The following is a 19699-nucleotide window of genomic DNA, read 5'->3' as shown; positions in this document are numbered from 1 at the left end:
GCGGACACGCACACGCACCACCTGACGACCACCACACGCGACACAGAACGAGAAGACACACACGACATGACGAACGACACGAACGGACCACTCGACGGCCTCGTCGTCCTCGAAGCCGGGTCGATGATATCCGGCCCGACCGTCGGCCGCTTCATGGCCGACTTCGGGGCGACGGTCATCAAAATCGAACACCCGGCGTTCGGCGACCACATCCGCCGCTTCGGCCCACAGAAAGACGGCGTCGGCCTCTGGCACAAGTACCTCTCGCGGAACAAGCAGTCTATCACCCTGAACATCTCCACCGAGGAGGGCGCGGCGGTGTTCGAGGACCTCGTGAGCGAGGCCGACCTCCTCATCGAGAACTTCCGACCCGGCACGCTCGAACGCTGGGGCGTCGGCTGGGAGCGGCTCTCAGATGTCAACGACGACCTCGTGATGCTCCGGATGTCCGGCTTCGGCCAAACCGGCCCGTATTCCGAGCGCCCCGGCTTCGGGACGCTCGCGGAGGCGATGTCCGGCTTTGCCTACCTCAACGGCTTCCCCGACTCGCCCCCGCTGCTCCCGCCGACCGGCCTCGCCGACAACATCGCGGCGCTGTTTTCGACGTTCGCGGTGATGTTCGCGCTCTACCACCGCGACGTCCACGGCGGCGGCGGTCAGTACATCGACACGAGCCTCATCGAACCCATCTTCGGCCTGCTCGGCCCGCAACCGCTCCGCTACGACCAACTCGGCGAAATCGAATCGCGGTCGGGTAACCGCTCGACTTCGTCGGCCCCGCGGAACGTCTACCGGACGGGCGACGACCGCTGGGTCGCCATCTCCGCGAGCGCGCAACCACTCGCGGAACGGACCTTCGACGCCATCGACCGGCCCGACCTGAAGGACGACCCGCGCTTCGAGACCAACGAGGACCGACTGGAGCACGTCGACGAACTCGACGCCATCATCCAAGGCTGGATGGACGACCACAGCCGCGAGGAGGTGCTCGCGGCGTTCGAGGAGGCCGACGCGACGCTCGCGCCGGTGTACAACGTCGAGGACATCCTCAACGACGAGCACTACGCGGCGCGCGAGGCGTTCCTGACGGTCGACGACCCGGACCTCGGCGAGGCGGTCGTGCAGAACGCCTTCCCGAAGTTCTCGGAGACGCCGGGTCGGGTCGACCACCTCGGCCCGTCGCTCGGCGAACACAACGACGCGGTCTACCGCGACCGACTCGGCTACGACGAGTCGGTGCTTTCGGACCTCGAGGCGGAGGACGTGATATGAGCCTCCTCGACTCGCTTCCGGAGCGCGTCCACGTCGTCGAGATGCTGCCCCGCGACGGGTTCCAGCGCCTCGACGAGTTCGTCCCGACCGACGAGAAAGTCGAGATAATCGACGCCCTCTCGGAGACGGGCGTGGACGAAATCGAGATTTCCTCGTTCACCCACCCGAAGGCCGTCCCGACCCTGCGGGACGCCGACGAGGTGGCGAAGCGCATCACCCGCCGCGACGGCGTGACCTACCGGGCGCTCGTCCCCAACCTCCGGGGCATGGAGCGCGCCGTCGAGGCCGAGGTGGACAAGGTGAACGCGCTCGTCACGGTGAGCGAGACCTACACGAGGAAAAACCAGAACCGCACCCGCGAGGAGGTGCTCGCGGAGATGGACGACATCGTCGAACTCGCCCACGACCACGGTATCGAGGTCGAAGCCGGGATGGGAACGAGCTTCTACTGCCCCTACGAAGGCGCAATCGACCCGACGGAGACGCTCGCGGTCGTCGACAGCGTCGTCGACTCCGGCGTCGACGAGGTGACGCTGGCGACGACGATGGGCCTCGCCAACCCGGTCGAAATCACGGAGCGCTTCACCGCCGCGTTCGAGGCCCACCCCGGCCTCGACATGGGCCTGCACCTCCACGACACGAACGGGATGAGCCTCGCCAACACGCTGGCCGCGATGGCCGTCGGCGTCGACCGCTTCGACGCCTCGGTCTGCGGCCTCGGCGGCGGCGTCGTCCTCCCCGGCGACATGTCCGGCGTCGGCAACACGCCGACCGAGGACCTCGTCCAGATGCTCGAACGCATGGGCGTCGGTCACGGGGTCGATTTCGGCCGCATCGAGGCGGCCGCCCACGACGTGTCCGACCGACTGGGCCTCGGTCTGACGAGTCACGTCCTCGCCGGCGGCACGGTCGAGGGCGTCCTCGACACCGTCGCGGCCGACGGGGAGGAGGACTGAGATGTCCGGAAAAACTCTCGCGGAGAAACTGCTTTCGGCGAAGTCCGGCACCGACGCCCGCGCCGGCGACTACGTCGAAGCCGACGTGGACGTGGCGATGGCCCACGACATCACCGGGCCGCTCGCGTTCCAGACGTTCGACGAGGTGACGGGCGACGACGGCGAACTGTTCGCGCCCGACCGGACCGTCTTCACCATCGACCACCACGCCCCCGCGGACGGGGTGCAGGCCGCGAACAACCACAACGCAGTCCGCGAGTTCGCGGCGAAACACGGCGCGCACCAGTTCGACGTGGGCGACGGCATCTGCCACGCCGTCCTCGTCGAGGAGGGGTTCGTCGGTCCCGGCGACCTCGTCATCGGTGCGGACTCTCACTCGACGACCTACGGCGGTATCGGCGCGTTCGGGACCGGCGTCGGCTCGACCGACCTCGGGACCGCGCTCGCGACGGGCGAACTCTGGTTCCGCGTCCCGAAGACGCTGCGCTTCGAGGTCGACGGCGACCTCCAGGACGGCGTCTACGCGAAGGACCTCATCCTGCGTTTCATCGGCGACGTGGGCTTCGACGGCTGTACCTACATGGCCGCCGAGTACGCCGGGAGTACCATCGAGTCGCTCCCGATTCACGAGCGCCTCGTCCTGTCGAACATGGCAATCGAGATGGGCGGCAAGACGGGCCTCGTCGCGCCCGACGAGCGGACCGAGGCGTACCTCGAACGCCAGATCGGCACCGAAATCGACCTCGACGACGCGTTCGTCTCCGACGACGACGCCGACTACGAGGCGGTCCACAGCTACGACGCGGCCGCCCTCGCCCCGCAGGTCTCGAAGCCGTCGAACCCCGAGAACGCGGTCGACGTGACCGAGGTCGCGGGCACCGAAATCGACCAGCTGTTCGTCGGCACCTGCACGAACGGCCGGTACGAAGACATCAAAATCGTCGCGGACATCCTCGCGGGCGAGACCATCGCCCCGAACGTCCGGATGGTCGTCGTCCCCGCCTCGAAGTCCGTCTACCAGCACATGCTCCAGACGGGCGTCTTCCAGACGCTCACCGACGCCGGCGCGGTCATCCAGAGCGCCGGCTGTGGCCCCTGTGCGGGCTACCATCAGGGCGTCCTCGGCGACGGCGACGTCTGTCTCGCCACGGCGAACCGGAACTTCCCCGGCCGCGAGGGGTCGATGGAGTCGTCGGTCTACCTGTCGAGTCCGGCGACCGTCGGCGCGAGCGCGCTGTACGGCGAAATCACGGACCCCCGCGAGGTCGAGACGAAACGCTACGACGACACGGTCTTCGCGGAGGTGCTGCCATGACGGACGCGTTCGCCGGCGACGGCGGCCGCCCGGACCCCGCCGAACCCGGTCGCGCGTGGGTCTTCGGCGACAACATCGACACCGACCAGATAACGCCGTCGCGCTTCATCGTCTCGTCGGACCCCGACGAACTCGCCACCCACGCCTTCGAGGACCTCAGACCCGAGTTCTCCGAGTCGGTCGAACCCGGTGACTTCGTCGTCGCCGGCGAGAACTTCGGCAGCGGGTCGTCGCGGGAGCACTCGCCGCTGTCGCTCGTCGGCGCGGGCGTCTCGGCGGTCGTCGCGCAGTCGTTCGCGCGCATCTTCTTCCGCAACGCCATCAACCTCGGCCTGCCGGTGCTCATCTGCCCCGGCGCGGACGTCATCGAGGACGGCGACGAGATTCACGTCGACCTCGACGCGGGCGTCGTGACGAACCACACGCGAGACGAAACCTACGAGGCGGAGGCGCTCCCCGAGTTCCTCCAGTCGCTCGTCGAACAGGGGGGATTGAAAGCCTACACGAAGGCGAAACTCGACCGCTGAGCGAGCACTCGGCTCACGTCATACCGCTTCCGCCGCACCGACCGACGACCGCACAGAGACACCCGAGAACGCCGTTCCGATGCGGTTTTCGCTTTCTGCTTTTCACCGCTTCCGCGCGTCCCAGTAGAGGAGGCCGGCTGAGACGACGAGACAGACCGCGAGCCCCGCGAACGCGGCGACGTAGCTCGCGTAGGTGGCGACGATGCCGACGTACGCCGGTCCAATCGCGTTCGCGCCGAGGAACAGCGCCCGCGCGGCCCCGAGGTCGGCTCCGCGGTCGGCGTCGGGCGCGTTGTCCATGATGATGGCGTCCGCGAGGGGGAACTCCGTCTTGTAGCCGGCCGCGAGCGCGACGACGGAGACGTAGATGAGCGGGCGCGCCTCCACGGCCGAGAGGACGGCGAGCGCCCCCGCGGCGACGAGCATCCCGACGACAGCGATTGACTCGCGGCGGAACCGGTCGCTCAGGCCGCCGGCGACGGGTTTGATGGTGATGCCGACGGCGAAGACGATGGCGAACGTCGCGCTCGCCAACTGCTGGTCGAAACCTTTCGCCTCGATGAGGTAGGTCGGAAAGAAGTTGATGAAGCCGCCGACCATGAAGTAAAACAGCCCGAACGCGAGGAGCGTCCGGCGCTGTTCGGCGCTGGCGAAGAGGCGTCGGAGCGTGCCCGAGACGTGGAGTTCGGGCGACCCCACGGCGTAGCCGTCTCTCGACCAGAGCGCGTAGAGGAGGGTGAGCCCCGCGAGGGCGACGGCGACCGGGAGGAACGGCGTCCGCCACGTGGCGTAGGTCAGCGCGAGGATGGCGAGCCCCGACGAAACGAGGCCGCCGAGGTCGGTCCCGGCGGCGTAGAGGCCGAGCGCCCGGCCGCGGCGTTCGACGAACAGGTCCGACAGGAGCGCCCGCGAGGGGATGGCGAACAGCCCCTTCCCGAGTCCCGTGATGACCGCGGCGGCGACGAAGCCCGCGAGACCGCCCGCGAGGCCGAACGTGGCGAACCCGAGGACGAGGATACCGAGTCCGGGGACGATGAGCGTCGTCCGGGTCCATCGGTCGGAGTACTCGCCGCCGGGGTACTGGGTGATGGCGTAGACGCCCTGAAACAGCGCCAGCGCGATACCGGCGGTCGCCTCCGTTATCTGTAGCTCCTCGATGATAGTCGGCAGCAGCGGCGACAAGAGAAACCGACCCGTCTGGAGGACCGCCCACGCTAGCGACACGGTGACTAACATCCGACCCGGGTAGCCCGCAAGCAAGCGCTCGTCGGATGTCGGCTGTTGGTTCACACCCTCCGTACACCGACCTGCTACCAATGGGTTACGATTGCGGAACGCCGGTTCCGGTTGTCGGCGTCGCGGTTTCCCGTGGCGCTGAGTAACTCGTAAACAAATATTAGTTTATACTGAATGGTCTGAGGGAGATAAACGGAAATAAAAACGCTATAATAGCCGCCCAAACAACATAATTTTTACAAATTTTACAATTTTTAGAAATTGTACAGTTTTAAACTTTATACAGTTTATATTCTCTCGGTTCAGCGCCCCCGTCCCCGATGGTCGCCGCACAAATTTTTACCACCCGCGGCCGCGACGGTCCGGGCATGGACGCGACGGCAATCGACCACGTGAATCTCCGCATCCCCACCGACGGCCTCGACGCCGCGGTCGAGTTCTACCGCGACGCGCTCGGCTTCGAAATCGAGAACCGCGACCTGTACGAGTCGGGCGAAAAGCCCTTCTTCTCCGTGCGACTCACCCCGGCGAGCGTCATCCACCTCCGACCGGCCGAGAACTTCGAACCGCCGACGGAGACCGCCTTCGACCACGTCGCCATCGAGTTCGCCCACGACATCGACGAACTCCGCGGGCACCTCGACGCTGCGGGCGTCGAAATCGACCGCCAACTCGAACCCCTCGGGGCGACGGGCGTCGCGCCCGCGATGTACGTCACCGATCCCTTCGGCTACACGCTGGAACTGAAAGCCGCGCCTGACGACGACTGAGTCTCCTCTCCCGCACTACAGTACGTACTGCGCGACCGAGTCCATCACTTTTCGCTCCGCCCGGCGCAGGTGTTCCTCGGCGGTCCGCCGCGAAACGCCCATCTCGTCGGCGATGGTCGCGGTCTCGATGCCGCGCGGCAGGTCGTAGTAGCCGCCGGCGTGGGCCAGTCGCAGCGCCTCGCGCTGGCGGCCGGTGAGCTCGGGCATCGCGTCGGCGGGGGCCAAAAGCGGGCCGCTCCCGCTGGCGAACGACACCGCGCGCTTGGACTCGACGCTCACGTCGAAGCCGCTGTCCACGAGGTCGCGGAAGCACGCCGTCAGGTCGTCGGCCGAGACGGCGAGCAGGCGACAGACCTTCGCGCCGCCGCGGTAGCGAAGCGGCGGGACGAGCAGTAGCCCGTGTTTCCGCACGTAGCCCTCGATGTGGTCTATCTCGTGGTCCCGGAGGCAGTCGGCGGTGACGACGACGAGTTCGTCGCCGCGCTCGACCGACGCCGCCACGCCGACGGTGTCGTCGACGCGGTCGAGCACGTCGCTTCCGACCCCGCCGCTCACGTGGAGCATGTCGCAGTGCTCGTTGCACCACAGTTCGACGCTCGCGGCGTTGCCCGCCGTCGCCGCCGCGTAGGCGCTGTCGTCCCTGATTCGGAGGTTCGCCTCGTACATGCGCGGACCAAGGCTCGGCACGAATATATAAATCACGCACCGCATGGTGGGGGAATTGCTACCCGTCTCGCGCCCGAAGTTCGGTGTATGCACGACCAGCAATCGTCGGCACGGCGGGACCGACTCGGCGACCCGAGCGACGAGTGGCGCGCGTACCAGGGCGCGCCCACCGGGACGGACATCGAGTGCAAGGGGTGGCGACAGGAGGCGGCGCTCCGGATGCTCAACAACAACCTCGACCCCGAAGTGGCGGAGCGCCCCGAGGACCTCGTCGTCTACGGCGGGACCGGGCGCGCCGCCCGCTCGTGGGACGCCTACGACGCCATCCTCGCCGAACTCCGCGACCTCGACGACGACGAGACGCTCCTCGTCCAGTCGGGCAAGCCGGTGGGGAAGTTCCCGACCCACGAGCGCGCCCCGCGCGTCCTCATCGCCAACTCCAACCTCGTCGGCCGCTGGGACGACTGGGAGCACTTCCACGAACTGGAGGCCGAGGGGAAAATCATGTACGGCCAGATGACCGCCGGGTCGTGGGCGTACATCGGCACGCAGGGCATCATTCAGGGCACCTACGAGACGCTGGCCGAACTCGCCCGACAGCGCTACGACGACGACCTGCGGGGCAAACTCGTCGTCACCGGCGGTCTCGGCGGCATGAGCGGCGCACAGCCCCTCGCGGTGACGATGAACCACGGGGTCTGTATCGCCGCCGAGGTGCAGGCCGACCGCATCGAGCGCCGGGTCGAGACGGACTACCTGATGGAGTCAGCCGACTCGCTGGACGAGGCGCTCGAAAACGCCAAGGACGCGATTGAGGCGGGCGAGCCTTACAGCGTGGGCGTCGAGATGAACGCCGCCGACATGCTCGAAGAGCTGCTCGCGCGCGACGAGATTCCGGACGTGGTCACGGACCAGACGAGCGCCCACGACGAACTCGAAGGCTACTACCCGAGCGGCTACACCGCGGCGGAGGCCGACCGACTCCGCGAGGACGACCCCGAGAAGTACGTCGAAGAGAGCCTCGACACGATGGAGCGCCACGTGCAGGCAATCCTCGATTTACAGGACGCGGGCGCAATCGCCTTCGAGTACGGCAACAACATCCGCGGGCAGGTCCAGGACCACCGCGGGATGGAACACGCGTTCGACTTCCCCGGCTTCGTCCCGGCGTACATCCGCCCGATGTTCTGCCGCGGGCGCGGGCCGTTCCGATGGGCCGCGCTCTCCGGCGACCCCGCCGACATCCACCGCACCGACGAGGCGATTCGAGAGCTCTTCCCCGAACACGAGTCGCTCATGCGCTGGATAGACCTCGCACAGGAGCAGGTGTCGTTTCAGGGGCTCCCCTCGCGGGTGTGCTGGCTCGGCTACACCACCGACGACGAGGGGCTCACCGAGCGCGCTCGTTTCGCGCTGAAAATCAACGATCTCGTCGCCTCGGGCGAGGTCTCCGCGCCGGTCGTCGTCACCCGCGACCACCTCGACGCCGGGTCGGTCGCCAGCCCGTACCGCGAGACCGAGGCGATGCGCGATGGCACCGACGCGGTCGCCGACTGGCCCATCCTGAACGCGCTTCTCAACACCGCCGCGGGCGCGGACATCGTGAGCGTCCACGACGGCGGCGGCGTCGGCATCGGCAACTCGCTGCACACGAACAACCACGTCGTTCTCGACGGCTCGGACCTCGCGGCGAAGAAGGCCCGCGCCGTCTTCACGACCGACCCCGGCATGGGCGTCATCCGCCACGCCGACGCCGGTTACGAGGACGCGCTGGACGAGGCGACTCGGTCGAACGTCAGAATTCCGATGCGGGACCACGACGCGGCCGACCGCGCCGACCGCGCGGCCGAAGACGGCGGCCACGCGACCGAGACCGGCGAATCCGCCGCCCGAGGTGACGAATGAGCCGCACCGACCCGCCCGCGTGGGAGGGAACGTCGTCGGACCCGAACGACGAGCAGTTCGGCCACGTCGTTCGTCCGACCGAAATCGAGGACGCGGGCGACTTCCGCGCCGCCCTCGTGGGCGAACCCTACGACGGGGCCGTCATCGGCCGGCGCGGTGCCCGCGAGGGCCCCGCCGCGATTCGGCGCGCTCTCGCCGGCGTCAAGACCCACCACTTCGACGAGGGGCCGGTCGCCGGCGTCGCCGACCTCGGCGACCTCCCGGTCGAGGCGTACAACGACGCGGACGACCCCGAGAACCACGTCGCGGACGTGCAGGCCATCGTCGCCGACGAGGCCGCGGCCGTCTACGAGCGCGGCGCGCTCCCGGTCTTCCTCGGCGGCGACAACTCCCTGACGGTCGGGAACGTCACGCCGCTTCTCGGCGGTGACGACTCGGTCGGGGTCGTGAGCTTCGACGCCCACCTCGACTGCCGCGAGCCCGCCGACGGCCCGACGAGCGGGACGCCCTACCGGCAGTTGTTCGACGCCGGACTCGACCGCCTCGCCGTGGTCGGCGCGCGGCACTTCGAGACCTCGACCGCCTACGCCGACTTCCTGCGCGAGTCCGGCGGCACCATCCTCACCGCCGACGAGGTCGGCCGCGGCCCCGTCGAGACGGCCGACTTCGCCCTCGACGCGGTCGCCGCCTGCGACCGCGTCTTCGTCAGCCTCGACGTGGACGTGTTGGACCAGACGGCCGCGCCGGGCGCGAGCGCGCCGACCCCCGGCGGCGTCACCACCCGCGAACTGTTCTCGATGCTCCGTCGCGTCGCGGCCGACCCCCGCGTCGTCGGCTTCGAGGTCGTGGAGTGCGCGCCGCCGCTGGACGACGAGGACGGTCGAACCGTCGGCGCGGCCGCCCGTGCAGTCGCCCACTTCCTTGCGGGGGTGACGTCGCGTGACTGACGCGGGTTCCACGGCCGGCCTCACGGTCGTCCACGACGCGGCCGAACTGGTCGTCGGCCCCGACGAGGGAACCGGCGTCGTCGTTCTCGAAGACGCCGCGTTCGCCGCGCTCGACGGCGAAGTCGTCGCCGTCGGGCCGACAGACGAAGTGCTCGCGGACTACCCCGTCGCGGGCGCAGACACCGCCGTCGACGCGACCGGCAAGACGGTCCTGCCGGGCTTCGTCGACCCCCACACCCACGCGCTGTTCGCCGGCGACCGCTCCGACGAGTTCGTGGCGAAGCTCCGCGGCGCGACCTACGAGGAGATTCTCGCCGACGGCGGCGGCATCCTCCGCACCGTCGACGCGGTCCGAGAAGCCTCCGACGAGGAGTTGGCGGCGAACCTCACGGAGCACCTCGACGCGATGCTCGTCCACGGGACGACCACGGTCGAGGTGAAGAGCGGCTACGGCCTCGACACCGAGACCGAACTGCGGATGCTTTCGGCCATCGACGCGGCCGGTTCAGACCACCCGGTGGACGTGATTCCGACGTTCATGGGCGCGCACGCCGTCCCGCGCGGCGTGGACGCCGAGGGGTACACCGAGTCGGTCGTCGCCGACCAACTCCCCGCGGTCGCCGAACAGGGCATCGCCGAGTTCTGCGACGTGTTCTGCGAGCGCGGCGTGTTCACCGCCGAGCAGTCCCGTCGGATTCTGGAGGCGGGCCGCGACCACGGCCTCGCGCCGAAGATTCACGCCGACGAGTTCGCCGCCATCGGCGGCACCGACGTGGCGGCCGCGGTCGGCGCGGCCAGTGCGGACCACCTGCTCCACACCGACGACGGGGGCCGCGAGACCCTGGTCGACGCCGGCGTCGCGCCCGTGATGCTCCCGGGCACGGCGTTCGGCCTCGGTGCCGACTACGCCGACGCCCGCGCCTTCCTCGACGCGGGCCACGAGGTCGCGCTCGCCACCGATTTCAATCCGAACTGCTTCTCCCGAAGCATGGGATTCGTCGCCACGCTCGCCAGCGTCGGAATGCGAATGACTCCACACGAGGCCATCCGCGGCGTCACGAGCGCCGCCGCGGGTGCGCTCGACCGCGACGACGGCACGGGCACGCTCCGCACCGGGGCTCCCGCCGACGCCGTCGTGCTCGACGTGCCGACCGCGTCACACCTCTCGTACCGGTTCGACACGAACCCCGTTTCGACCGTGCTGAAATCGGGGGTGGTCGCCCATGAGTGACCGCGCAGGCCTCCCCGACTCGGTCGTCCTCGACGGCGAGTCGCTGACGCCGGAGGACGTGGCCGCCGTTTCACGCCACGACGCACCCGTCGAACTCGCCGCCGAGTCGCGAGAGCGGATGCGCGAGTCGCGCGAGCGCGTCGAGTCCGTCCTCGACTCCGGCGAGCCGGTCTACGGCGTCAACACCGGCTTCGGCCACCTCGTGGAGACTCACATCGACCGCGAGGACATCGAGCGCCTCCAGACGAACCTCGTCCGCAGCCACGCCGCCGGCGCGGGACGCGAACTCACCCGCGAGGAGGTCAGGTCGATGATGGTCAGTCGGGCCAACACGCTCGCCAAGGGCTTTTCGGGCATCCGACCCTCGGTGGTCGACCTGCTCGTCTCGATGCTCAACGAGGGCGTCCAGCCGGTCGTCCGCTCCCGCGGGAGCCTCGGCGCGAGCGGCGACCTCGCACCCCTCGCGCACATGGCGCTCGTCCTCATCGGGGAGGGCGAAGCCCGCGTCGACGGCGAGCGACGCCCGGGCGACGAAGCCCTCCAAGCAGTCGGCTTGGAGCCGGCGACGCTCGCCTCCAAGGAGGGCCTCGCGCTCATCAACGGGACGCAACTGACGGTCGGCCTCGCCGCGCTGTTCGTGGTCGACGCCGAGCGGACCGTCGAGGCCGCCGACGCCGCGGGCGCGCTCGCGACCGAGGTGACGATGGGGACGACGGCGAACTGCGACCCCGCCATCCACGAGGTTCGCCCCCACCCCGGCCAGAAAGAGAGCGCGGCGGCGATTCGCCGCCTCACCGCCGACTCGACCGTCCTCGAATCGCACAAGGACTGCGAGCGCGTGCAGGACGCCTACTCGATTCGCTGTCTCCCGCAGGTCCACGGCGCGGTCAGAGACGCCGTCTCACACCTCCGCGAGGCCGTCGAAGTCGAACTCAACAGCGTCACCGACAACCCGCTCGTCTTCCCGGCGGGCGCGGTGGACGAGCGCGCGCCCGGTACCGACGTGGCCGCCGTCGTCTCCGCCGGCAACTTCCACGGCGAACCGCTGGCGCTCCGCCTCGACTACGCCGCTGGCGCGCTGACCGAACTCGCGGCCATCTCCGAGCGCCGGACCGACCGGATGCTCAACCCCGACGTACAGGAGTCGTATCTCCCGCCGTTCCTGACCGAACGCAGCGGGCTCCGCTCCGGCTACATGATTGCGCAGTACACCGCCGCGGCGCTCCTCAACGAGTGTCGGTCGCTCGGTCGCCCCTCTATCGACTCGACGCCCGTCAGCGGCGGGCAGGAAGACCACGTGAGCATGAGCGGCCAGAGCGCCCTCAACGCCCGCACGGTCGCCGAGAACGTCGCGACCATCGTCGGCGTCGAACTCCTCTGTGGGTCGCAAGCCGCCGAGTTCCTCGACGAGGGCCTCGAACTCGGGACCGGCACTGGGGCCGTCCGCGACGCGATTCGGTCCGTGGTTCCGCCGCTGGACGAGGACCGCCGGCTCGACGGCGAACTGGAGACTGCGGCCGACCTCGTTCGGTTCGGCGCGATTCGCGCGGCCATCGCGGACGCCGGGCTCTCCGGCTGAGCGGGCGCGCCAGTACCGCCGGTCGCCGGCTCAGAGGTTCCCGTTGATGATGTCGGCGACGCGCTGCCGGTCGAACAGCTGTTCCTCCTCGGGAATCTCGGGGTACGGCCCCTCGCTGTACTGGGGCCACGCGCCGAAGCGGTCGGGGGAGAGCTGTTTCGCGGTCATCTCCAACTGGAACAGATTGAGTATCGGTCCCTGGTAGCGGCCGCCCTGCGCGTAGATGCGGTCGTTCTTCACGGCCGAAATCTCGGCTCCGACGGGGTCGTCCTGGAATCCCGTCCGGATGTCGGGCATGCTCGTGTTCGGGTGCATCCCGCCGAGCGTGAGAATCACGTCGGGGTCGGCTTCGAGGAGCGTCTCGAAGTCGACGGTCGAGCCGGAATCGACGTCGTCGCCGAACGCGCTGACCGGCTTCAGCGGGCGGGTGTGGGCGGTCAGGAAGCCCGGCGTGCTCAGGTTGTAGGCGTAGATGGACTCCAGGTCGCTCGGGCCGAGGAGCACGGCGGTCGGGCGGTCCTCTTCCGCCGGGAGGTCCGCCGCAATCGCCGCGAGCAGTTCCTCGCGGACCGTAGTGAGCGCCTCGTACTTCGCTTCCTCCTGTAGCACCTGCGCGACCTTGGCGAATATCTCCCAGAGGCCGTAGTACTCGTAGGCGTCGGTCCACTCGGTCGGCGGCGCTTGATGCCGCGCGCTGAAGCTGTTGCCGAACCACGGACTGACGTTCTCCTCGATTTCGTCGAGGTCGTCCTGGCTCCAACTGCCGAGCGCCGAGACGCTGGCGGGGTCTGCGAGGTGTACGTCGCTGTCGAGTTCGTAGAGCCGCTCTTTCGACGGCTCCCACGACGAGTACAGGCCGGTCCAGTCGAGTTCGACGCCGGGGAGCCGCGGCGTGAACTGGTTCCACAGCGCGTCGTAGTAGTCCGGAGCGTGCATCGAGTTGACGGCGTCGCCGTGGCCGAGGGCGAACGCCATCCCCGCGTGGTGGGTCAGCCGCGTGAAGATGCTCTCGGGAACGCGCTCGAACGTCACCTCGCCCATCGGGGCCATCGACACCGTGTACGAGTCGGCCTCGTCCGTCGATTCCGCGGTCGACTCGGTCGCCGTCGATTCGGTCGCGGCGGTCTCCGTCGCGGTCGCGCCGGTCGTGGTCGCGTCCGACTCGGACGAACCGGTACAGCCGGCGAGCAGTCCGCCGGCGGCGACCGAACCGCCGTAGGTCAAGAACTTCCTGCGCGTTGGTCCGTCGCTGTCTGCCATCGTATTTTTAGGCCCGCCTAATACATATAGGCGTACCGATTTAGGCCGACCGAAATTCCGAAACGGATTTATCCGTTTGGAATTGGCTAAAGCCATGGACCAAGACCTCGTCGACCGGGCGGCGCGCACGCGCCGAGCGTACCTCAAGGGCGGCGGCGCGCTTCTCGCTGGCGGCTTGCTGGCCGGCTGTGCCGGGCAGAACGACGCGGAATCAGCGACGGACGCGACCGAGACGGCCGCAGCGACGGAACCCACGACCGAAGCGTCTACCGAGGCAGAGACCGAGGCCGAACAGGCCGGGTACACGGTGTCGATGTCGCCCGCCGGCGACGTGACGTTCGAGTCGGTTCCGGCGGACGTGATGGTGTACAACCTCGTTTACGCCGACGCGGCGGTCGCCTTCGGCCACGGCGACGCGGTGAACTCTCTCGGCTTCGACAGCGACGCCGGCGGCCGGACGCTCGACGCCTACTACAAGCGCCTCGACGGCGTCTCGTTCGACCGGAGCGAGCTCGCGCAACTCAACTCCGGGTCCGGGAGCGTCAACATCGACAAGGAACTCGTCTACGAACTGGACTCCGACCTCCACCTCGTCGACCCGGCGCTCGTGACTAGCTTCGACGGCTGGGACCAGTCGGACGTCGAGGAGATTCGGGAGCAGGTCGGCCCGTGGTTCGGCAACGCCTACAGCCGCACGCACGCCCAACCGCCCGAGCCGTACGCCGCCGACTACCAGTACTACACGCTCTGGGAAATCGTGGAGAACGTCGGGCAGGTGTTCCGAGAGGAAGACCGCTACGCGGCGCTCGAGTCGGTCCACAGCGACCTCCTCGACACGATTCAATCGGACCTCCCGCCCGAGTCGGAGCGCCCGTCCGTCGGCGTCGTCATCTACATGGACGAGACATTCTACCCCTCGAAAATCAACGTTCCCGGCTTCGCGACCTCGCACGTCCGTCCGCTCGGCGTCACCGACGCCTTCGCCGCCGGCGACGTGACGTTCGAGACCTCCTACGACTTCGAGACGATGCTGGAAATCGACCCCGACGTGTTGCTCCACAGCTACGGTATCGACTCGTACTACGACGTGGCGTCGACTCGCGAGACCCTCGAAGACCACCCCGTCGGGAGCGAACTCAGCGCGGTCCAGAACGACCGCGTCTTCCCCTCGGGCACGCCGGTACAGGGGCCGATTATGAACTTGTTCCAGACCGAGATGACCGCGAAGCAGCTCTCCCCCGACCGCTTCGGCGCGTGGCCGGAGTACACCGGTGGTGCGTACCCCGAGATTCCCGAAGAAGAGCAGCTATTCGATAGGCAGCGCGTCGCCGACATCGTCACCGGTAACTGAGCCGTCCGGTTTTTCCGGTCGTTTCTCTCGCCACCCGGCGCTGGCGGGTGACTCGTTCGACCCGCTCGGCTCGCTCAGGCGCTTACCAGAGCTGGACGGCCGGCGTCCCGCAGTCGTCGCAGACGATGGCGTCGTTGTCTTTGTAGCTCCCCGTCACGAGGTCGCCGTCGCAGTAGGTGCAGTCCTCTTCGTCGAACGAATCGAGCAGGTACGCGGATTCGGGCATATCCGACGATTCGGCTCCAGTCGTAAGAACATTTCTCCGGTTCGATATATCGCGGTCCGTGACGCTCCCGAGAACTGTTCGGTTCGAACCGTCGTTTCGTCGGCGACGGGGCGCGGCTCACGACGTGGGACCGCAAAACGTGGGTTCCGGAGGAACGGTGGTGGGATGCCCGGTGAGGTGGTGGTGGTGATGGTGATGGATTGTCCGGGCGCAGGAAGCTCCCCGGAGGAGCGTGGGGAACGCGTCGAGGGGGAAGGCGAGTCGGACTTAGTAGCCCAGTTGCTCGCGGATGAGGACGACGGTGGTGCGGCCCTCTTCGACTTCCTGCCGGAAGATAAGTTGCTTCGCAATCATCGACTCGACGCCGTAGGCCTCCTTCGCGCGCTCGTTCTCGAGGGGGTACGCGACGGATTCGAGGCGGTCGAGCGCGTCGTCGAGCGTCGGCACGATTTTGTTGACGCCGCTGACGATGACGACGTTGCTGGCGGCGAAGGGGTACGCGCCGATGCGACTGCCCGAGAGGTCCGCGGCGACGAGTTCGCCCGTCTGCGCGATGGCGTTGATGCCGCCGAGGAAGTAGTCGGCCGTCTGGGACTCGCGGCGGGCGGCCTGTCGCTCCGCGTCGTCGTCGATGCTCCAAATCTGGTCCGGCAGGCTCTCCCACTCGTGGTCGCCCTCGCTCAGGTAGTCGTCGAACCCGACTTCTTCGAGGGTCGTCGAGTGGCCGTTCATCACGGAGACGCCCGCGGGGATGTGCGACTGCAGGGTTTCGAGCGCTTCGTCGGCCGTATCGACGACGACGACGTCGAACCCGTTCGCTTCGAGGTTCTCGACGGTCGCTTCGACGACCTCGTCGTCGGGGAGTTGGTCGAGTTCGGCGTCGATATCGGCGTCGTCTGCGTAGTCAGATTTCTGCTGAGACATGTGTGAGTGTGGTAGTGGAGTCGGTGGATGCTCCGACGCCCGAGTGTAGCGCCTAACGGATGTTAAACGCTCGCTGACGGCGGTGTAAGGTGGTTACAGGCGTGTTACCGCCCCCGCTGACGGGTCGTGGTTTCGGTCACTCCGCTACTCCAGTCCGAGCGCGTCGCAGAGCGCCGCCACGTCGAGGTTGTCGGCGACGAGCGCGGCGGCGTGGTCGTAGGGGTCGCCCGACGCGCCGGCGTCCGCGTCGGCCTCGGGCGTTCCCGCTGTCTCCGCTCGTTTTCCCCCTGTCGCGCCCGCCGCGCTCGTCGCCGGACGGTCGCGCCCGGCCGACTCGTACACGGCGTCCACGAACGCGTTTCGCGGCGAGTCGTTGGCGAATAGGTCGTGAATGTACGTCCCCGCGACCCGTCCGAGCGCCGCGCCGTCGCCCGAAACCGGGGCCGCGTCGCCGACGATGCGGCTGTCGCCCATGTGTATCTCGTAGCCGTCGATAGTCCCCACCGCGCCGGCCAAGGGTCCCGCGCCGTCGAACTCGACGGAGACGGGTTCGACCCGCTTGTCGCGGGAAAAGCGTGTGACTATCGGCAGGAGGCCGAACCCGTCGACCGTCTCGTCGTCCCCCGTGCCCTCGATGTCGGCATTCTCGATGGTCTCGCCGAGCAGTTGGTAGCCGCCGCAGATGCCGACGACCGGGCCGTCGAAGGCGGCGAGTTCGTCGCCGAAGCCGGCGTCACGGAGCGCGAGCAGGTCGTCGACCGTGTTCTTGCTGCCGGGGAGGACCACCCCGTCGATGCCGTCGAGCGTCGCGTCGAGCGGGAGGTAGGCGACCCGGACGCCGGGCGTCTCGGCCAGCGGGCCGAAGTCCGTGGCGTTCGAGATGCGCGGGAGTCGCGGCACGCCGATTGTGACGGCGCGCTCGGCCGCGACGCCGTCGTCGTCGCCGACGGTGGCGCGCTCGCCTTCCGCGGGGAGCGCGAGGCTGTCTTCCTCCGGGAGACCGGGGTCGTCGTAGGGAAGCACACCGAGGACGGGCACGCCGGTCCGCTCCTCGATTTCGTCGAGCCCCGGTTCGAGGAGGCTCGGGTCGCCGCGGAACTTCGTGATGACCGCGCCGACGACCCGCTCGCGCACGTCCTCGGGGAGCAGTTCGAGCGTTCCCAGCAGGCTGGCGAAGACCCCACCGCGCTCGATGTCGGCCGCGATGAGGATGTCGGCGTCGGCGAAGCGGGCGGTCTCGATGTTCGCCAAGTCGCGGTCGTGGAGGTTTATCTCGGCGATGGAGCCGGCCCCCTCGGCGACGACCACGTCCGCCTCGGTCGCCAGCCGACGATGCGATTCGACCGCCGCCTTGCGGGCGTCCTCCCAGTGGGTCGCGTAGTAGTCGCCCGCGGCGTTGAGGCCGACTGCCCGGCCGTGGACCACCAGTTGCGACGTGCCGTCACCGTGGGGCTTGAGCAGGACCGGGTTGTGGTCGGTCGTCGGCGCGACCCGCGCGGCGCGGGCCTGCACGTACTGCGAGACGCCGATTTCGCCGAAGTCGTCGCCGTCGGCGGTCGCGACCGCGCGGGCGTTGTTGCTCATGTTCTGCGCCTTGAACGGCGCGACCGAGAGGCCGCGGTCGGCGAACAGGCGACAGAGCCCGGCCGCGACGGTGCTCTTGCCCACGTGGCTCGCGGTCCCCGCGACGAGGAGGGTCGGCGTCGTCATCTGCCGGGAGTCAGGGCCGCGCGGTTCAAAGGTGTTCGTTTCGGCGGCGCGAAGGGAAGTTCGAACCTCCTCCAGTGAAGGGTCAAAACCGCTCGCCGACGACGTCCCCCGCCATACTGTGGTGGTCACGTCGATTCTGTGAAATGTTGCCGGAAGTGGTGCGTTTAGTTCGCTCGCCCGCTCGGTCTATCATGAATGAAGAAACAGTTACTCGTGACGGACTTCCTCGACCGGGCCCGGACGTACTACGGCGATTACGAGGCTGTCGTCGGCGTCGACGGGGAGCGCTTCACCTACGCGGAGTTCGGCGAGCGGGTGGACAGGTTTTCGGCGGCGCTCCAATCCCGCGGCGTCGAGAAGGGCGACCGAATCGCGGTGCTCGACCCCAACACGCACTGCCACCTCGAGGTGGCCTTCGGCGCGATGCAGTGCGGCGCGCTCCACGTCCCGTTGAACTACCGGCTCACGACCGAGGACTACGAGTACCTGCTTTCGGACTCCGGCGCGAGCGTGGTCTACGCCGACTACCAGTACGCGGGGAAAATAGAGGCCGTCCGCGACGACGTGCCCGCCGAGGTGTTCGTGACGAACGACCCCGCCGCCGTCGACGGCGACTGGCTCGACTTCGAGGCGTTCCTCGACGAGGCCGACGCCGACGACTACGAGCGCCCCGAGATGTCCGAGGACGAACTCATCACCATCAACTACACCTCGGGCACGACCGGCGACCCGAAGGGCGTCTGCCGCACCCACCGCACCGAGTCGCTCCACGCCCAACTGGTGACGATTCACCACCACATCTCGGACGACGACGTCTACCTCTGGACGCTCCCGATGTTCCACGTCAACGGCTGGGGCCACATCTACGCCGTCACCGGCCGCGGCGCGAAACACGTCTGCACCCGCGGGGTCGACGCCGAGCAGGTGTTCGACGCCATCCGCGACGAGGACGTGTCCTTTTTCTGCTGCGCGCCGACGGTGCTGTCGATTCTGCGGGAGTACGCCGAGGAACACGACCCCGCGTACGCCGGCGACAACCCGGTCCGCGTGACCGCCGCCGGCAGCGCCGCGCCGAGCGCGACGATTCGCCACACCGAATCCGAGTTCGACTGGGAGTTCACCCAACTCTACGGCGCGACCGAGACCGGCCCGCTCATCGCCACCTCGGACGCGAACCGCCTCATCCCCGACGAGGGCGGCCTGCGCTTCTCGCTCAAACAGCGGCAGGGCGTCGCCCCGCTCGGGACCGACCTGCGCGTCGTCGACGAGGACGGCGAACAGGTCCCGCGCGACGACGCTACCATCGGCGAGGTGGTCGTCCGCGGCAATCAGGTGATGGAGAAGTACTGGAACAAGCCCGACGAGACCCACGACGCCTTCAACGACCGCCTCGAAGGCTGGTATCACACCGGCGACCTCGCGGTCGTCAACGAAGACGGCATGATAGCGATTCAGGACCGTAAGAAGGACATCATCATCTCCGGCGGCGAGAACATCTCCTCGGTCGAACTGGAGGACACGCTGTTCGACCACGACGCCGTCGGCGACGTGGCGGTCATCCCCGCGCCGTCCGAGAAGTGGGGCGAGACGCCGAAGGCGTTCGTCGTCCCCGCGAACGGCGACGTGGAGAACCCCGGCATCACCGCCGAGGAGTTGGCCGAGTACACCCGCGACCGCCTCGCCGGCTACAAAGCCATCCGCGAGTTCGAGTTCGTCGAGGAGATTCCCAAGACGGCGACCGGCAAGATTCAGAAGTACGAACTCCGCAAGCGCGAGTGGGACGACGAAGAGCGGATGGTCGGACAGGGGTAGGCGGCGACCCGA

Annotated in this window: 17 protein-coding genes; 11 read left to right on the top strand and 6 right to left on the bottom strand. The window is 68.4% G+C overall.

Translation table 11 applies throughout. The features are described 5' to 3' along the window. Positions 1-66 precede the first annotated feature (66 nt). The 4 genes from C457_RS09300 to C457_RS09285 are packed head-to-tail and all read left to right on the top strand — an operon-like array spanning position 67 to position 4070. Positions 67-1272 (top strand): CaiB/BaiF CoA transferase family protein, encoded by a 1206-nt coding sequence (locus C457_RS09300; RefSeq protein ID WP_004978204.1) that lies wholly within the window; start codon positions 67-69, stop codon positions 1270-1272. Continuing rightward, positions 1269-2228, top strand: a complete 960-nt coding sequence (locus tag C457_RS09295; RefSeq protein ID WP_008093993.1) for a hydroxymethylglutaryl-CoA lyase — start codon at positions 1269-1271, stop codon at positions 2226-2228. The genes C457_RS09300 and C457_RS09295 overlap by 4 nt, the downstream gene beginning before the upstream one ends. A gap of 1 nt (position 2229) precedes the next feature. Beyond that, entirely contained in the window at positions 2230-3543 is a 1314-nt protein-coding gene (locus C457_RS09290; RefSeq protein WP_008093991.1) for a 3-isopropylmalate dehydratase large subunit, read from the top strand. Next, positions 3540-4070 carry a 3-isopropylmalate dehydratase small subunit gene (locus C457_RS09285; protein WP_008093989.1) on the top strand — a complete coding sequence of 177 codons (531 nt, stop codon included), beginning with the start codon at positions 3540-3542 and terminating at the stop codon, positions 4068-4070. The genes C457_RS09290 and C457_RS09285 overlap by 4 nt, the downstream gene beginning before the upstream one ends. A 102-nt stretch (positions 4071-4172) precedes the next feature. Here C457_RS09285 and C457_RS09280 read toward each other — a convergent pair whose 3' ends face one another. Then, positions 4173-5306, bottom strand: coding sequence for an MFS transporter (locus C457_RS09280; RefSeq protein WP_008093987.1), 1134 nt, complete (start codon positions 5304-5306; stop codon positions 4173-4175). A gap of 368 nt (positions 5307-5674) precedes the next feature. On the opposite strand from C457_RS09280, the gene C457_RS09275 reads away from it, so the two are divergent. Beyond that, positions 5675-6076 (top strand): VOC family protein, encoded by a 402-nt coding sequence (locus tag C457_RS09275; protein WP_008093985.1) that lies wholly within the window; start codon positions 5675-5677, stop codon positions 6074-6076. A gap of 15 nt (positions 6077-6091) precedes the next feature. Here C457_RS09275 and C457_RS09270 read toward each other — a convergent pair whose 3' ends face one another. Next, positions 6092-6742, bottom strand: a complete 651-nt coding sequence (locus C457_RS09270; RefSeq protein WP_008093983.1) for a helix-turn-helix domain-containing protein — start codon at positions 6740-6742, stop codon at positions 6092-6094. A gap of 87 nt (positions 6743-6829) precedes the next feature. Here C457_RS09270 and hutU point away from each other — a divergent pair, with 87 nt between their 5' ends. The 4 genes from hutU to hutH are packed head-to-tail and all read left to right on the top strand — an operon-like array spanning position 6830 to position 12404. Further along, positions 6830-8647, top strand: a complete 1818-nt coding sequence (gene hutU / locus C457_RS09265; RefSeq protein WP_008093981.1) for a urocanate hydratase — start codon at positions 6830-6832, stop codon at positions 8645-8647. Next, positions 8644-9594, top strand: a complete 951-nt coding sequence (gene hutG, locus C457_RS09260) for a formimidoylglutamase (RefSeq protein WP_008093980.1) — start codon at positions 8644-8646, stop codon at positions 9592-9594. Before hutU ends, hutG begins: the two co-directional genes overlap by 4 nt. Beyond that, positions 9587-10825: an imidazolonepropionase gene (hutI, locus tag C457_RS09255; RefSeq protein ID WP_008093979.1), complete on the top strand. Its 1239-nt coding sequence runs from the start codon at positions 9587-9589 to the stop codon at positions 10823-10825. The genes hutG and hutI overlap by 8 nt, the downstream gene beginning before the upstream one ends. After that, positions 10818-12404 carry a histidine ammonia-lyase gene (gene hutH, locus C457_RS09250; RefSeq protein ID WP_008093978.1) on the top strand — a complete coding sequence of 529 codons (1587 nt, stop codon included), beginning with the start codon at positions 10818-10820 and terminating at the stop codon, positions 12402-12404. The genes hutI and hutH overlap by 8 nt, the downstream gene beginning before the upstream one ends. Before the next feature lie 30 nt (positions 12405-12434). Here the strand turns inward: hutH and C457_RS09245 are convergent, their stop codons facing one another. Continuing rightward, positions 12435-13664, bottom strand: a complete 1230-nt coding sequence (locus tag C457_RS09245; RefSeq protein ID WP_083864268.1) for an ABC transporter substrate-binding protein — start codon at positions 13662-13664, stop codon at positions 12435-12437. Between the two features lie 94 nt (positions 13665-13758). Between C457_RS09245 and C457_RS09240 the strand changes: the two genes are divergently transcribed. After that, positions 13759-15015: an ABC transporter substrate-binding protein gene (locus C457_RS09240; protein WP_008093976.1), complete on the top strand. Its 1257-nt coding sequence runs from the start codon at positions 13759-13761 to the stop codon at positions 15013-15015. Positions 15016-15097: 82 nt separating this feature from the next. Here C457_RS09240 and C457_RS20620 read toward each other — a convergent pair whose 3' ends face one another. From C457_RS20620 to C457_RS09230, 3 genes are all read right to left on the bottom strand, one after another. Beyond that, the gene (locus tag C457_RS20620) at positions 15098-15241 is read right to left on the bottom strand and encodes an HVO_A0556 family zinc finger protein (RefSeq protein ID WP_007276288.1); all 144 of its coding nucleotides are present in this window, start codon (positions 15239-15241) and stop codon (positions 15098-15100) included. A gap of 267 nt (positions 15242-15508) precedes the next feature. Continuing rightward, positions 15509-16165 (bottom strand): lactate utilization protein, encoded by a 657-nt coding sequence (locus C457_RS09235; protein ID WP_008093971.1) that lies wholly within the window; start codon positions 16163-16165, stop codon positions 15509-15511. Positions 16166-16309: 144 nt separating this feature from the next. After that, complete coding sequence (locus C457_RS09230) at positions 16310-17875, bottom strand: cobyric acid synthase (RefSeq protein WP_008093970.1); 1566 nt, start codon at positions 17873-17875, stop codon at positions 16310-16312. Between the two features lie 195 nt (positions 17876-18070). Between C457_RS09230 and C457_RS09225 the strand changes: the two genes are divergently transcribed. Then, positions 18071-19687, top strand: a complete 1617-nt coding sequence (locus tag C457_RS09225) for a long-chain-fatty-acid--CoA ligase (protein WP_008093968.1) — start codon at positions 18071-18073, stop codon at positions 19685-19687. Positions 19688-19699: the final 12 nt, after the last annotated feature.

Source organism: Haloferax prahovense DSM 18310 (assembly GCF_000336815.1).
Lineage (GTDB): Archaea > Halobacteriota > Halobacteria > Halobacteriales > Haloferacaceae > Haloferax > Haloferax prahovense.
The sequence above is the reverse complement of the archived record's forward strand: the minus strand, read 5'-3'. Positions and strand labels throughout refer to the sequence as shown.